General features: G+C 58.0%; 14 protein-coding genes and 1 tRNA gene. 9 read left to right on the forward strand and 6 right to left on the reverse strand.

What is annotated here, in order from left to right; translation table 11 throughout:
* Positions 1-182 precede the first annotated feature (182 nt).
* The 4 genes from JJJ17_RS09570 to JJJ17_RS09585 all read left to right on the forward strand — a co-directional run bounded on the left by JJJ17_RS09570 (position 183) and on the right by JJJ17_RS09585 (position 3603).
* Entirely contained in the window at positions 183-539 is a 357-nt protein-coding gene (locus JJJ17_RS09570) for a hypothetical protein (RefSeq protein ID WP_200685847.1), read from the forward strand.
* A 142-nt stretch (positions 540-681) separates the two neighbouring features.
* Entirely contained in the window at positions 682-1407 is a 726-nt protein-coding gene (locus JJJ17_RS09575) for a hypothetical protein (protein WP_200685849.1), read from the forward strand.
* A gap of 364 nt (positions 1408-1771) precedes the next feature.
* The gene (locus JJJ17_RS09580; protein WP_200685851.1) at positions 1772-2602 is read left to right on the forward strand and encodes a hypothetical protein; all 831 of its coding nucleotides are present in this window, start codon (positions 1772-1774) and stop codon (positions 2600-2602) included.
* A 377-nt stretch (positions 2603-2979) separates the two neighbouring features.
* Positions 2980-3603, forward strand: coding sequence for an RNA ligase family protein (locus JJJ17_RS09585; RefSeq protein WP_200685853.1), 624 nt, complete (start codon positions 2980-2982; stop codon positions 3601-3603).
* A 446-nt stretch (positions 3604-4049) separates the two neighbouring features.
* On the opposite strand, the gene JJJ17_RS09590 is transcribed toward JJJ17_RS09585, so the two are convergent.
* From JJJ17_RS09590 to JJJ17_RS09610, 5 genes are all read right to left on the reverse strand, one after another.
* Complete coding sequence (locus tag JJJ17_RS09590) at positions 4050-4562, reverse strand: hypothetical protein (RefSeq protein WP_200685855.1); 513 nt, start codon at positions 4560-4562, stop codon at positions 4050-4052.
* Positions 4563-4565: 3 nt separating this feature from the next.
* Positions 4566-5012 carry a hypothetical protein gene (locus tag JJJ17_RS09595; RefSeq protein WP_200685856.1) on the reverse strand — a complete coding sequence of 149 codons (447 nt, stop codon included), beginning with the start codon at positions 5010-5012 and terminating at the stop codon, positions 4566-4568.
* Positions 5013-5019: 7 nt separating this feature from the next.
* Positions 5020-5898 carry a hypothetical protein gene (locus JJJ17_RS09600; RefSeq protein WP_200685857.1) on the reverse strand — a complete coding sequence of 293 codons (879 nt, stop codon included), beginning with the start codon at positions 5896-5898 and terminating at the stop codon, positions 5020-5022.
* 60 nt (positions 5899-5958) lie between these two features.
* A complete protein-coding gene (locus tag JJJ17_RS09605; protein WP_200685858.1) occupies positions 5959-8022 on the reverse strand; it encodes a type VI secretion system Vgr family protein in 2064 nt (687 codons plus the stop codon).
* 196 nt (positions 8023-8218) lie between these two features.
* The gene (locus tag JJJ17_RS09610; RefSeq protein ID WP_200686795.1) at positions 8219-8569 is read right to left on the reverse strand and encodes a VOC family protein; all 351 of its coding nucleotides are present in this window, start codon (positions 8567-8569) and stop codon (positions 8219-8221) included.
* On the opposite strand from JJJ17_RS09610, the gene JJJ17_RS09615 reads away from it, so the two are divergent.
* Entirely contained in the window at positions 8467-8856 is a 390-nt protein-coding gene (locus JJJ17_RS09615; protein WP_200685859.1) for a Z1 domain-containing protein, read from the forward strand. The two genes, JJJ17_RS09610 and JJJ17_RS09615, sit on opposite strands and share 103 nt — an antisense overlap.
* 248 nt (positions 8857-9104) lie before the next feature.
* Here the strand turns inward: JJJ17_RS09615 and JJJ17_RS09620 are convergent.
* Positions 9105-9181, reverse strand: a tRNA-Arg gene (locus JJJ17_RS09620).
* Positions 9182-9280: 99 nt separating this feature from the next.
* Between JJJ17_RS09620 and JJJ17_RS09625 the strand changes: the two genes are divergently transcribed.
* From JJJ17_RS09625 to uvrC, 4 genes are all read left to right on the forward strand, one after another.
* Entirely contained in the window at positions 9281-10294 is a 1014-nt protein-coding gene (locus JJJ17_RS09625) for a LacI family DNA-binding transcriptional regulator (protein WP_200685860.1), read from the forward strand.
* 53 nt (positions 10295-10347) lie between these two features.
* Positions 10348-11157 carry a S49 family peptidase gene (locus JJJ17_RS09630; protein WP_200686718.1) on the forward strand — a complete coding sequence of 270 codons (810 nt, stop codon included), beginning with the start codon at positions 10348-10350 and terminating at the stop codon, positions 11155-11157.
* Positions 11158-11276: 119 nt separating this feature from the next.
* The gene (locus JJJ17_RS09635; protein ID WP_200685861.1) at positions 11277-12053 is read left to right on the forward strand and encodes an SDR family oxidoreductase; all 777 of its coding nucleotides are present in this window, start codon (positions 11277-11279) and stop codon (positions 12051-12053) included.
* A gap of 301 nt (positions 12054-12354) precedes the next feature.
* Positions 12355-14205 (forward strand): excinuclease ABC subunit UvrC, encoded by a 1851-nt coding sequence (uvrC, locus tag JJJ17_RS09640; protein ID WP_200685862.1) that lies wholly within the window; start codon positions 12355-12357, stop codon positions 14203-14205.
* Positions 14206-14314 lie beyond the last annotated feature (109 nt).

The raw sequence follows: 14314 nt of genomic DNA on the forward strand, positions 1-14314 counted from the left end.
CTCCGATCCAGCCGCCAAGGTGCTCGATGCAGACTTCGAGACCGGCGGTGCCGCTTGCTGTCGCATGGCCGTGAATCTGCAATTGCGCTAGTCGTGCGCGCCAATTTGTGGCAGAAAACAGTACTATCGGAAGGAGAAGCAGCTTCCCGAAAACCCTGTCGCCTGACCTTGGAATCGCCTTGATGAACCTACATCTGCATGGTTGCGTCGATGTAGGTTCGGCCAACGAGCTCTGCGATCTGGGCGTGACCACGCCGTTTACATTACGCGTAAGCGCCTCCGACGATGCCGAGTTGCAGTTTGATGCGCTCATGCTGGAGCTTTCAGGTCATATCGAGATCGGCCGCATGACATATGGTGCAGCAATCAAACATCGATTTGTACAGGACGCATTTGAGCGGATGCGAACCGATCAGTATCGAGATCAGAGCAAGGTCGTTTTTGAACAGACCTATCTCGAAAATTGTTCCCAGGCCGTGCTGCTAAGCAATTACTCACGTGCAGCTGTTTCCTGGCGACAGTCATCGAAGTCAATGTAGGTGCCGCGAATGGGCTGGATGCCGTGCGGCGTATGATCTCGTTGCGAAGTGGCGCCGTGCCATCGCCTGGCGCGGGGTTTTTCCTTCCTGATATCGGTTCACTGCTGGCATTCTGGTTGAGCTTGGACGTAAATTATCAGTCATGATGGAATTTCGTGTCCTGCCGGATGATCACGCTGATCTCAGCCTCTCTCCCCTCTTGCGCGCGGCGCGACTGACCATTGGCTATGCCGATGCGCATGGCGGCATTGGGCTTACAGCAACAAAGGCGTTCAGGCGTGACTTCGTGCATTGGGCTGTCGAGCATTTTGACTGGCCAGGCCAATCGGCGGCTGAGGTCTTTCGGTACCGGAGATTGATAAACGAGGCGGATTTCCAGCCGCTGGAACTCCTGCATTTCTTATTGATCCGCCTGCGGCTCGGACGCCACCACAAAGGCAGCTTCAAGGTGAACAATGATGGTCGCATGTTCGCCGCACAACCGGGCGCGTTGTTTGACCGGCTGATCCCGTCTTTCCTTCTTGCGATGGACCATGCTGCTTATTCCCGGATCGGAGAGCCCGCTCCGGGCAATTGGAACACTTGGCTGAACGTTATGAACGTCGAAATTGAGAGCGGGATCAGCGAGCGACAGCTTTACGGGGTGTTTTACGGAGACGGTCCAGATTGGGATAACGACGGTTGGCGCCAGATTGCCGCGTTCAGCGCATGTGTCCTGAAACCCCTCGAATGGTCTGGACTGATCGCCATGCAGGAAGCGCGTGAGCCGAACGGGCGGCCCGCCCATATGATCTTCAAGACCCCGCTTTGGCAATCCGTGCTCAGGCTTGACACCGATGACATGGTTCGGCCCGCAATACGTCATTAACCGTGAGCGTGCGTATGTGGTGGCCGTGGGGGGCCATCTGCGACCATTGAAGCTAAATGCGGCATGGACATTCGCTATGTGTGGCAGCAATCAGGAGATTGGTTATAGGCTGGGTCAACAAGCTGGACGGCGCAATTTACGGGCTCCTGGTCGCGCCCAATACAGCATAAGCGAAGAGGCCTTAGCGGACGGTCGGGCACCGCCTAAAGTGGAATAAGCGAGACGCAAGGATCGAGCGTCAGCCTGTGGAAAAGTCCGGCAGGCGACACCGGGGCCTCCGAACGCACTGTTCCGATTGGGTATTTGGACTTGCACCCAACACACCCCTGTCAGAAAACCGATTTAGATTATCCAGAGGTGACATATGAACAAATCCATTTCAGCCGCACTCATAATTTCGTCCTTGCTGCTTTCCGGCTGCAAGTCTGCTCTCTCCGAGACAACTGACGCGCAGCTTCTACAACTGGTTGGGATGACGAGATCGGAGGGGCAACCAGCCCAGATCACACCACGCATGATCGAATGCGTCGAGCTTCTCTCGAACGCGAGGGCAGAGGTATACAAGGACATGCCGGAAGAGATTTCAGGAGTGATCAAGACCGAATGCCGCAAAGACCTCCAAGCGCGCCTCGACGATACTTCCCTGAATCCGACCGGCCTATCCCTGTCTGATTTTGAGAGCGAAGAAATGCTCCAGCGAGTCGAAGCTCTGCGCGATACGCAAGCCAATGCTTTAGAAACCTATCGCGAGGAACGGGAGGCCGCACGTAGAGAAGCCGAAGAGCAGGAGCGGAAGGCGCGACAGGATCTGGTTACAGCTCAGATTGCTGAGGCCAAGCAGGCTATTCCTGTTCTAAAGGCTGGCCTGCAGGAACGAATTGATCGCCTTGCACCTGCCTGCGCCTTATTGCTTAAAACGCGGGGCGAGCTCGAGATGCAAAATTGGGAACACAGGCTTCTTCTGGATCAACCGCACTGGTTCTGTTTCCAAGATCCAGTTCTGGGGTCGGAATCCTATGAGATCGCTAATTTTGCAGACCATCTAGCACAAGTCGAGGAGATGATCGCGCAGGATCAGGTGCAGCGTGCGTCGATCTGGGAAATACCGAGCTTCGACTTTGATACGATAGATGAACAGATTGACGTCATCATAGCTGATGAAAAGAAAATCAGGGCGGCACTATCCGCAGAATAGCCATCGTGCGAAGAAAAGATGGGATGATCGGGGGGCGCCCCGCTGCTTCTGCGGTGGGTCACAGGTCGGCGGTTATCCCGTTATTTGCATCGAGACGCGGCATATGAAGGTAGCGCTCTCCGCACATGGGCAGGCAATTCCGAGGCGGGCTTGAACGCGCCTCTCGACGCAGTTCGCAAAAAAGATTGGGATGCCTCTCCTTCCGAACCCATCATGAAGCGGCCTGAGGCCGACTTCGAAGAGAAGCAAGACACCTGCCGTGATTGACCGCGAGGCGCGGGAGATAGTCATCGATCAAAAAAACCAACCCGCGAACCGGGCTGATGCTTGATGTGAGCCCATAGCTGCCACTCAGCCATGTGTGCTATTACGTTGCCATGAAGAAATATGGCCGCACCTTTCATCTGCCAATCTCACCCGGTGCTACCAGCGACGACAAGATCATGCCTTCGCTGGACGGGCTGATGGTGGAAGACCTCATTGTCACCGAGAAGATGGACGGTGAGAATACGACCATTCACGCTGGCGGTTCTCATGCGCGCAGCCCAGACAGCCGTTACCATCCTTCCCGAGACTGGCTCAAAGCGTTCGCGGCAGGGATTTCACCCTATCTGACAGAGGGCGAACGCATTGTTGGTGAGAACCTTTATGCTCGTCATTCAGTCGCCTATGAGGCGCTGCCCTCATATTTTCTCGGCTTCGCCTGGATCGTCGGCGATGAAATCCAGTCGTGGGATCTAACGCAGGCTCGTTTCGAGGAACTGGGTATCCAACCTGTTCCAACGCTCTATCGAGGCCCTTATCGCCAAAGTTTGTTCGATGACTTGGCGCAAGCGCTCGACCTGACGAAGCAAGAAGGTTTTGTAGCAAGGATCGCTGCCTCGTTCGTTGAAAGCGACATGCCGAGACGGGTGGGGAAATACGTCAGAGAAGGGCACGTTCAGTCAGAAACCCATTGGATGAAGGCTGAACTCATCCCCAATCGCCTCGACGAAGCTTAACGTCCGCTCCGTCCGCATAGCGGGCGTGCTGGTCATGACCAGTTTCATATACTGCTGGTCAGCCTTCTGACTATCGCCGGCCATATGCTTGTCCTGAAATAAAAAAGGCGACCGGTATCGGGGAGTTCCATCGCGTTTCAATCAGTCCAGACAACAAGGAGGGAGTGATTCGATTTTTCTTTTCGGTGGCGCGTAGCGCCACTCTATCGCTTAGCGGATGTTCAAAATAGTGGTCAATTTGGGGGCCTCTTGCAGCGCTTACCGGGCACCGGCGGTGGCGTCAAGTCCGGCGTCAACAGGGGCTGGTGTCGGCCAATTTCGAACAAGTCATCCTTCACCGTGGGTGGGGACAAGGTTCTTCAGCATGGCTGCGTTTACGACATGAACTGTAATGGCCCCGAGGGGCCGGGAAACACTGTCGGCAAGCTCAGATTTGTCGAATGAGCCTATAGGGGAAGAAGTTTGCTGAAATCCACCTCTACCTCCCTGATAACAGGCTTTACCAGTCGAACACCGGTCTTGTAGTTCGTGCTTGCCGCCAGCGTCTCGTAACGCACCTTGATCTGGCGCATACCTTGCCTTGGAACATCATCCAGCGAGACAAGGGCCAAAGCCCCTTCATCGTCAACGAAATTCAGCATTATCTGGTTGGAGTCGTATTCCGAATCCCTCTCTATGCTTGATTCGTCGGAAAACACACTTTCGGAATAGACGGCAAAGAATACGCTGCGGACCTCGATGTCTGGGACGCCTTCGATTATTTTCTTCAGCGCTGGAGGCAGGATGTTGCGGGCATCATACATGAAGAACAGCCGTTTCTCCGACCAACCTACCAATGGAGAAGAGACCTCGCCATCGCGGTCGGAAGCCGGATGGCTAAACGAAACGCCGACAATGTGCTCGACAAGCGGGGAGAAATCTTCGACGCTATATTTCGATAGTATGATGCGCTGATACATCTTTCAGGCACGCTCCAGAAATCTGACTGATACCGGGCAACGTTCGCCGGTGTCCGTGACATCGAAGACCGCCTCATAGTTCTCGTCCAGCGCTCTCAATACGTCGCTCGCAAACCTGGCGGCAGCATCCTTGTGCTCATAGTAGAGCTCAAGCCGAAATTCATAGAGATCATCGACACGTGCCTCCAGAAAAGCGAGGCGATCCAGAAACGTCTCGCCCCCCAGCTCTTCCATCGGGTCGGTTTGATAGTCTCTCTTCAATCCGTGAAACATCAGCATATGCTGGTCCGAGCTGCTCACGACATGAAAATCTCCCATGTAGTGATCGCTGGCATATTCATAGCAATCGGTGAAGCCAAGGAGATGGCAGAATATTGCGCCATCGTAAGATACGCCGCCGGCAGATTTTTTTGGCAACACAAAGCCGCTTATCGAAGCTGTTCCTGACATATTGCTCCTAGAATCCTGGTGGCAGAACCCAGTGGGATAGGGTTCCGGACGGGCTGACGACGATATAGGCTTCCCGATTGAAGCTGTTGACCAGGTTGGTCAAGACGCTTTCGCGACGCACCATCACACGGACGTCCCGTCCCAGGGTCTGTTGAGAAGATTGCGCCCATTGTGCGATGGCCGGATAGGTTCCTGGTGTTGCCATCTCGTTGTTGCCGCGCCCCATGCGAAGATTCTGCCCGGCGGGCAGGATGATGAAGATGTCGAGGTCGCTTCTCTGGTTGAACGGCCCGTGTTCCCGGAAGGTGGTTCCTCGTTGCGCGGACTGACCGGTCAGTGCCGAACCGCGGACACCGACGAAGCCTTGCGAGCCAAGATGGGACATCGTCTGCTGATTGCCGGACTGTCCCGGCAGGAACCCCCCCTGCCCGTAAAGGTTTAACCCGTCCCGTCGCGCGGCTGCGATCAGCCCTTGCATGTTTTCCCTGAACTGCGCTTCGTTTCGATATCCCCTTATATATCCCTGAATGATTGTCTGTTCGCGATTCGCTTGTGCACGCTGGGTCGCCGAGGGATGAGGACGGATGAATTGATACGAAGATGGCGTCGAACCCTGACGGCCGATGAAAGACTGCGTCGAGACGACATACTGGTCATAGTTCAGGCGAGGATGAAGTTGATTGTGCTGTGACACACGATATTGCGAGTAGTACTGCGAAAACGCCGCATTCACTTCTGCCGGCGAGACGATCTGCCCGTTTCTCCATCCGGTGATCTGATTGGAAGGTACGACGAAAGTAGTGAAGCTGCTGTTGACAGATGCACCGGGAACCGCTTCCCGCATCGGGCCGCCGGAAGTAAGGGGCGGCAAGACGTTGCGCAACATGAAATCGCGCTGAAGTGTCGTCCTGTGCGTTGATCGTTGCTGAGGCCCGATTCCCATCGGTCAATTGATCTTTACGTCTTTTCCGAGGATGATGAAGTCATCGTAGGAAGAGAAGTAGAAGTTGTTTCCCAGTATCTTTACGGTTCCATCTTCCAGCATGACAAACCTGCTTTTGCCGCAAACGATCTCGAACTCTTTCCCGGCGACAATCTGGAACTTTTGGCCGGTCGAAAGGTGAGTGTTCTTCCCGGCGCTCGTTCCAAAGTCGACCCCTGTTACGATTGATTTATTGGTGCCGACTGTCTCTAGGCTGGTGAAGCCCACGGTTTCCACTTTTGCCTTATCGACAAATACGGACATATTCCCCAATCCTGGAACAATCTGCCCCAGGAGGCCGAGCCCTGTGGTCGCCTGTTTTATGCCTTCGGAGTTTTCCAGAAGACTCAGGCTCACAAGTGTCCCAATGGAACTTGGGCCAACCGACAGGAAGTAATCTCCGCCTATGGCTTCGTTCTGGTTGTTCTTCACCTCAAGGACCTTGTTGTGCCCCACCGATTGGAGCCAGTTGTTGTCGATTCGCTCTGCGTGGTTGTTCAGGGTCTTCTCGTTGCGGTCTTTCTGTGCATGCACATATATTTCTTCGTCGCCCTCCTGATCCTCGAACCTCAGTTCGTTGAACCCCCGCCCGGATTTTTTTCCGTTATGCGTGTTGGTTCGGAAGGTGGATCGCGTCTTGTGCTTGGGGAGCTCATAGGGAGCATCGTTTTTCCCGTTGAAGACATTTCCCGTGACCAGAGGCTTGTCGGGATCGCCCTCTAGGAATTCGACGACGACCTCCATACCGATGCGCGGGATGACCATGCCGCCCCAGCCGGCGCCGGCCCAGTTCTGCGAAACTCGGCATCGCATCGAATGGGCACCTGCGAGATCCCAGTGGAAGCGCACCAGAATACGGCCGTATTCGTCGCAGTCGATCTCGCCTTCGCCGACGACGACCGCGGTCTGCGGTCCATGCACCACCGGCACCGCCGTGCGCCGCGGCGGCACCATCGGCGCGGTGTCCGGCATCAGGGCATAGCTGCCGGTGAACGAATACCCGTCACCGTCCTGACCGCCCGAGCCGTAGGCTTCGCTGACAAAATGGTGGCTGGCGGAAAGACAGAGATACGTCTCGCCCACACCCGGCACAGGGTCGCCGGACAGCCTCACCCGCCGCCCCGCCCGCAGGCTGGCGCAGTCCCCAACCGCGCGGTTGCGGCGATCTGCCCCACGTTCCAGGCCCGCGCGCAGCCCCGCCACGATCTTGCCCACGTCTTGCGCCAGATAGTCGCCCGGATAGTCGAAGCTCTCGATCTGGCCTTGCGCATGGGCGGCATCGCCCAGCCGGTCGGCCTCCATCGCTTGGTCGGGCTTCTTGAAGTTGTAGTCGGTCAGCCGGATCGCGCCGGTAGTGATGTTTCGTTCCGGCGCCCAGTCCCAGAAATGCTCCTGCTCGTATTGATGGTGGCCATCATAGCTCTTGTAGGGCCGCGCACCGATCGTCTCATGCGCCAGTACGTCGTCGGTCAGCACCAGCGTGTGGCTGCCCATGGCGTGGCGGAAATGGAAGCTGATGCCGAAGCGCTCCATCTGCCGGCGGGCGAAGTCCAGGTCGGATTCTCGATATTGCACGGTATACTCCAGCTCCGGATAATCCTGCGACAGTTCCACCTTCAGTGCTGGATCGCCCAGCTGGGCATAGTCCGCCAGCAGTTCCTGCAGGATCTGCACCACGGTCCTGTTGTGGAAGATGCGCTGGTTGCGGCGGCGCGAGGCCAGCCAGAACCAGGGCCGGAGCGTCAGGTCATAACGATGCCCGTTCTCGCCGACACCGGCCCATCGCGCTTGGGTCACGATGCCGTCGAAATACTGGATACCCTCGCGGCCCTCGATTTCGACAGTGGCATGGGTGCCGATCAGCGAATCGAAATCCAGGTCGTCGCGACTGGCCAGGGCCTCGACGCGGTATTCGAACAGATCGTTCAGATGGTCGGAACCATCGAAGCGAAGGAGAGCCAGAATATCGGGTCCGAGTTCCGTCGTCAGGCGACCGAGGCGTTCAGCTTGACGCAAGTGAGCGTTCATCGCGAGGGCTCCGTAAGTGAGTATGAATCAATCAAAATTCCACGAATGATGCCACTCAAAGCTCGCGTCGCCAAGCCTGGATGAAGATCGCCCACAATTTGGTCGACCCGCCGGCAATACCGGCAAGCTCACCTGCGCCGCCTGATGGCACGGTGATGATCAGTCTTTTACATGATCGTGGCCCGGTCGCCGACAGTCATTTCACGATGCGAGGCGAAACGGGGAAAGTGCTGGTGCCAGGGCTGTCTCCGGGGAAGCTGACCTTCTCGATCAGTTCGATGATCTCGCCCGCCACCCCTTCGAAGATCGCGTTGTGTACGGTGACTGCAGGTAGCCCCAGGTGCAGCGTTTCGGGACCGGACAGCTGCCGCGCTCCGGCGGCGATTATGCTGTCGGTAGCCGCTTCCAGATCGGACACCATCAGGCAAAGATGTGCCAGAGCCCATGTTGCAACCGCCTGACCTTCTCCGGCTGCTTTGCCCTGCATGGGGATTTGTGCATCGAGATCGAACAGCTCGATACAGCTGTTGCTATTCAATTGCCTCAAGCCAACTGTCCTCTGACAGCACCCTTCCGGTCAAGGTTTGTTCAGCCGCCCAGCACCTCTGCCTCCCATGGCCGTGGCCTCGGGTCGAGGCTCAATATGCGGGGTGCCAACTCGACTATTCACTACACAAGGTTGACGGTCTTCATGTCATCGCCATCGGCGGATTGGCGCTGTCACGCGGGCTGACACTCGAAGGCCTCACGGTCTCTTATCTCCTGCGCAATGTGACTGCGAGCGACACGCTGATGCAGATGGCGCGCTGGTTCGGCTACGCATTATTATTGTGATTGATCGGAGTGGTCGCTCCGGGGTAATGTCCCCGGGAGAGCTGAGCACTTTCTTCTGAGTTTTACCCCGGTTTCGGTTGCCGCCAAGCCAGTTTTTTGGCTTCGCCCATCGCTGTCCGTCATCCGCTTCTGTACGGGATTTGTACCGGTGCTGCCGGTCGGTTCCGCGAGAGCACGCGCGAAATCCCGCAAGAAGCCGCATGACTTTGCACGGATTCGAGCGTATGCTTCTGTTTTTAATTAAAAAATGGTGACCCCGACAGGACTTGAACCTGTAACCTGCCCCTTAGGAGGGGGCTGCTCTATCCAGTTGAGCCACGGGGCCGCCATGCCGCTTTTTACTGCGTTGCAGCGATTTGGCAAGGTTGTCGCCGCCACCGTCCTCCGCTAACATCCTCGTATATTCATGCTTGATGGCCGATTTATGACAACGCAACGCCCTCGTCGTCCCCTGACCCTTCGCGATGTATCCGAGGCGTCCGGCGTGTCGGAAATGACCGTCAGCCGTGTGCTGCGAAACCGCGGAGATGTCTCGGCGGTGACCCGCGAGAAGGTGCTTACCGCCGCGAAGACACTGGGCTATGTCCCGAACAAGATCGCCGGGGGCCTGGCAAGCCAGCGCGTGAATCTGGTCGCTGTGGTAATTCCGTCCTTGTCGAACCTTGTCTTCCCGGATGTGCTGGGCGGCGTTTCGGCGGAACTGGATGATACTGGCCTGCAGCCGGTGATCGGTGTCACCAATTATTCCCCCGCGCGTGAGGAAATGGTGCTTTACGACATGCTGTCGTGGCGTCCCTCTGGCGTGATTTTGGCAGGTCTGGAGCACAGCAGCGCCTCGCGCGCGATGTTGCAGAACTCTGGCATCCCGGTGGTCGAGATCATGGATATCGATGGTGAGGGGATCGATACCATCGTCGGCATCTCTCACATGCGTGCGGGCCGCGAGATGGCAGCGCGGATCATCGCGGCAGGCTATCGCCGGATCGGTTTTGTCGGCACCCACATGCCAGAGGATCACCGTGCCCGCAAAAGGCTGGTCGGGTTCGAGGAAGGGTTGGCCGAACAGGGCGTGACGCTGGAGACGCGGGAATATTATCAGGGCGGCTCGTCGCTGCTGAAGGGTCGCGAACTGACCGAGCGGATACTGACCCGCGCGCCGGATCTGGATTTCATCTATTTCTCGAACGACATGATCGGTGCGGGCGGCTTGCTCTACTGCCTCGACAAGGGCATCGACATTCCGGGACAGATCGGACTGGCGGGCTTCAACGGGGTCGATCTTCTTGACGGGCTGCCAATGCGTCTGGCCACGACCGATGCCCGTCGCGTCGATATCGGGCGCCGCGCTGCACGGCTTGTGGCGGGCAAGGATACCTTGCCGGAAGATCGGATCGTCGCGCTGAACCCGACCTTCCTGCCAGGCGATACGATCAGATAAAGCCTCTTTTGCCTGACTTGTGGCGGGGCATGCTTACGCTTATCTGTGACGGCATGCGTATTCCATTTCTCGACCGGCTGACGAACAAGCATCCTCAGATTTCCGTTGTGCGATTGCATGGCGCTATTGGTATGGCGGGCCGCGGTCGCGGGCTGAGCGATGCCGTCCTTGCCCCGGTGATTGAGCGGGCTTTCCGCAAGGGCAAACCGCTGGCAGTGGCATTGTCGATCAATTCGCCGGGCGGCTCGCCAGTGCAATCCTCGCTGATCGCTGCGCGGATTCGGCGGCTGGCGGATGAACATGATATCCCCGTCCATGCCTTCGTCGAAGATGTCGCGGCCTCGGGTGGCTATTGGCTGGCCTGCGCGGCGGATCAGATCTGGGCTGACGACAGCTCGATCCTTGGCTCCATCGGCGTGATCTCGGCCGGGTTCGGCTTTCAGGAGTTGATCGGCAAATGGGGGATCGAACGGCGCGTGCATACGGCAGGCCGGTCGAAATCGACGCTGGACCCATTCCGCCCCGAAAGACCCGAAGATGTCGAGCGGTTGCGCAATGTGCTGGAGCCGATCCATGTGGCGTTCAAAGAGCATGTGACTGCTCGCCGTGGTGATCGGCTGACCTCTGACGAAGATCTCTTCACCGGTCAGTTCTGGGCGGGACGAGAGTCTGTCCGTCTGGGTCTTGCCGATGGCATCGCCCATCTGGTGCCGAAGATGAAACAGCTTTACGGCGACAAGGTCCGCTTTGCCGTTCACAGCCCCCGCCAGTCGCTGTTCCGCCGCCTTGGCCTTTCTGCCGAAACGGTGCTCGACGCCGCCGAAGAGCGTGTGGCCTTCGCCCGTTTCGGGGCGAACGGATGAGCATCAAGGCGGTTCTGGTCTTTCTGGTCTTCATCGCCATTCTGGCATTGGTCAGCGGTCCGGGTTTTCGCCGGTTTCTGGCCTGGCTGTTGGGCATCAAGCCCCGGGGCCGATAGGGGATGAGTGTTGCATTGGTGACCGGCGCCGCGCGCCGCGTGGGTCGCGAGATGGCGCTGTATCTTGGCAGGCGCGGTTACGATGTTGCCGTTCACTATGCCAATTCGCGTGCCGAGGCCGAGGCGACCGCCGCTGATATCCGTGCATCGGGCGTCAATGCCCGCGCCTTTTCGGCCGACCTTCTGGACCCCGAGCAGACGGCAGCGTTGATCCCCGGCGTGACCGATGCAATGGGGTCCGTCACGGTTCTGGTTAACAACGCCTCGATCTTCGAGCCTGACGATATTCATAGCGCGACGATGGAAAGCTGGGACCGGCATCTGGGATCGAACCTGCGTGCGCCTTTTCAACTGATGCAGGCTTTCGCGGCGCAGGCCCCAAAGGCGCGGGCTGATGAGATGGGCGAGCCTGTCGCCTCGGGCCTTGTGGTTAATATCGTCGATCAGAGGGTGCTGAAACCCACGCCGGATTTCATGACCTACTCGCTGGCCAAGGCGGGGCTTTGGGCGCTGACCCGGACGGCGGCTCAGGCGCTGGCGCCTGATATTCGCGTCAACGCCATCGGCCCCGGCCCGACACTGGCTGGAAGCCGTCAGACAGAGGCGAATTTCGCCCGACAGCGCGCTGCGACCGTGCTTGGGCGCGGTTCGAACACTTCGGATATCTCTGCGGCTCTTGGATATTTTCTGGATGCAAAAGCCGTCACCGGGCAACTTTTGTGCGTGGACGGTGGTCAGCATCTGGTGTGGCAGACGGCCGATCTTCTTGGCGATGAATAACGCCCGGCATCGTCTCATCGCTGCAACTGTCCACGATGATGAGTTTTTCGTTACAGGCACATGAAATATGGCTGTTTTTTCGCTCTCGTTCCGCGCGGAAATAATTTAGTTCAATGAAAACAATGGCATGAGTTGATGCCTAAATATTAGGCAAAGTCACGAAAATGTAATGATTGTTGGTCCGAGGCCCTATGCTGCGACATTCTCCCACAGCTTTATCCACAGGAGTCGTGGACAGGTTCGGCCTTGCACTTCGTGAAAGAAACTTGCAGCCGTTGAGGGGAATCACTTTCTTAGCACCATGACCCAGAAGACCGGCCACGCCGTAATCCAGGATTACCTTCGCACGCTTGACGGCAGCCCCGGCGTCTATCGGATGCTGGATGCTCAGGGCGCGGTTCTTTATGTCGGCAAGGCGCGCGATCTGAAGGCGCGGGTGTCGAACTACGCGCGCCCCTCGGGCCATTCCGGGCGGATTGCGCGGATGATCCGCGACACCGCCTCGATGATGTTCCTGACCACCCGGACCGAGACCGAGGCGCTGCTGCTTGAGCAGAACCTGATCAAGCAATTGAAGCCGCGCTACAACGTGCTTCTGCGCGACGACAAATCCTTCCCGAACATTCTTGTCGCCAAGGCGCATCCCTATCCGCAGATCAAGAAACATCGCGGCGCGAAATCCGAGAAGGGCGATTATTACGGCCCCTTCGCCAGCGCCGGTGCCGTAAACCGGACGCTGACTCAGTTGCAGCGGGTGTTCCTGCTGCGCAATTGCACGGATTCGGTTTTCGAAAGCCGCACCCGCCCGTGTCTGCTGTTTCAGATCAAGCGCTGCAGTGCGCCTTGCGTCGGCAAGATCTCGGAACAGGATTATAGCGATCTGGTGGCCGATGCCGAAATGTTCCTCAAGGGCAAGACCACGGCCATTCAGGCGCAGCTTGCGCAGGATATGGCAGAGGCGGCGGAAGCGATGGAATACGAGCGCGCGGCAGCCCTGCGTGATCGGATCAAGGCGCTGACGGCAGTGCAATCGGTGCAGGCGATCAATCCGAAAAGGGTCGCGGAAGCGGATATCGTAGCGCTGCATATGGAAAGTGGGCAGGCCTGCGTGCAGGTCTTCTTCATTCGCGGCAACCAAAGCTGGGGCAACCGTGACTTCTATCCCCGGCTGGGTGGCGCTGAATCGCCTGACGAGGTGATGCAGGCCTTTCTGCTGCAGTTCTACGACGACAAGCCACCGCCGCGGATGATCCTGCTGTCGCATGGGCCCGAAGATCCTGAACTGACCGCAGAGGTGCTGTCAACACGTGCCGGTCGCAGGACCGTCGTCGGCGTCCCGCAGCGCGGCGAGAAGTTTGAGCTGGTGACGAACGCTCTAAGGAATGCGCGCGAAAGCCTTGCCCGGCGGATGTCGGAAAGCGCCGCGCAGATCCGCTTGCTGGAAGGGTTGGGCGAGGCATTCGATCTACCCGCGCCGCCGCGCCGGATCGAGGTTTATGACAACAGCCATATCCAGGGCACCAATGCCGTCGGCGGGATGATCGTCGCCGGGGCCGAGGGTTTCATCAAAAGCCAGTATCGAAAATTCAACATCAAGGGCACGGAGATCACGCCGGGCGACGATTTCGGCATGATGCGAGAGATGCTGACCCGCCGGTTCGCCCGGCTGCTCAAGGAAGACCCGGATCGGCAGACCGAAGCCTGGCCCGACCTTTTGCTGATTGACGGCGGCGCCGGGCAGGTCTCGGCGGTGGACGGTATCCTTGCCGATCTGGGGGTCGAGGATATCCCGATTGTCGGTGTGGCGAAGGGCGTGGACCGCGACCACGGCAAGGAAGAGTTTCACCGACCGGGGCAACGGCCCTTTGCGCTGCGCATGAACGACCCGGTGCTGTATTTCGTCCAGCGACTGCGCGATGAGGCGCATCGTTGGGCGATTGGGACCCACCGGGCAAAGCGCGCAAAATCGGTTATGGCCAATCCGTTGGACGAGATCGCGGGCATCGGCGCGTCGCGCAAACGCGCGCTGTTGACGCATTTCGGAAGCGCCAAGGCAGTCAGTCGCGCGGGGCTTGCCGACCTGCAAGCGGTCGAGGGGATCTCGGCGGCGATGGCGCAAAAGGTCTATGACCATTTCAACATCCGCAACTGATTCTCTCGCCGCGCCAGACAGGCGCTGAAACCTTGCGCTGCAATGCGCGAAGGACGTGACGTGAGGGAAACGGGCCTCGCTGGCGCAATCGATAGCAGCGACGCAAATA

Source organism: Paracoccus caeni (assembly GCF_016629665.1).
In the GTDB taxonomy this organism is placed as follows: Bacteria; Pseudomonadota; Alphaproteobacteria; order Rhodobacterales; family Rhodobacteraceae; genus Paracoccus; species Paracoccus caeni.

Bases quoted from the DNA above. Each gene is read 5' to 3' on its own strand.
- JJJ17_RS09570 (WP_200685847.1), top strand. From the start codon at position 183: ATGAACCTACATCTGCATGGTTGCGTCGATGTAGGTTCGGCCAACGAG.
- JJJ17_RS09575 (WP_200685849.1), top strand. From the start codon at position 682: ATGATGGAATTTCGTGTCCTGCCGGATGATCACGCTGATCTCAGCCTC.
- JJJ17_RS09580 (WP_200685851.1), top strand. From the start codon at position 1,772: ATGAACAAATCCATTTCAGCCGCACTCATAATTTCGTCCTTGCTGCTT.
- JJJ17_RS09615 (WP_200685859.1), top strand. From the start codon at position 8,467: ATGTTGCAACCGCCTGACCTTCTCCGGCTGCTTTGCCCTGCATGGGGA.
- JJJ17_RS09605 (WP_200685858.1), bottom strand. From the start codon at position 8,022: ATGAACGCTCACTTGCGTCAAGCTGAACGCCTCGGTCGCCTGACGACG.
- JJJ17_RS09600 (WP_200685857.1), bottom strand. From the start codon at position 5,898: ATGTTGCGCAACGTCTTGCCGCCCCTTACTTCCGGCGGCCCGATGCGG.
- JJJ17_RS09625 (WP_200685860.1), top strand. From the start codon at position 9,281: ATGACAACGCAACGCCCTCGTCGTCCCCTGACCCTTCGCGATGTATCC.
- JJJ17_RS09590 (WP_200685855.1), bottom strand. From the start codon at position 4,562: ATGTATCAGCGCATCATACTATCGAAATATAGCGTCGAAGATTTCTCC.
- JJJ17_RS09585 (WP_200685853.1), top strand. From the start codon at position 2,980: ATGAAGAAATATGGCCGCACCTTTCATCTGCCAATCTCACCCGGTGCT.
- JJJ17_RS09630 (WP_200686718.1), top strand. From the start codon at position 10,348: ATGCGTATTCCATTTCTCGACCGGCTGACGAACAAGCATCCTCAGATT.
- JJJ17_RS09595 (WP_200685856.1), bottom strand. From the start codon at position 5,012: ATGTCAGGAACAGCTTCGATAAGCGGCTTTGTGTTGCCAAAAAAATCT.
- uvrC (WP_200685862.1), top strand. From the start codon at position 12,355: ATGACCCAGAAGACCGGCCACGCCGTAATCCAGGATTACCTTCGCACG.
- JJJ17_RS09635 (WP_200685861.1), top strand. From the start codon at position 11,277: ATGAGTGTTGCATTGGTGACCGGCGCCGCGCGCCGCGTGGGTCGCGAG.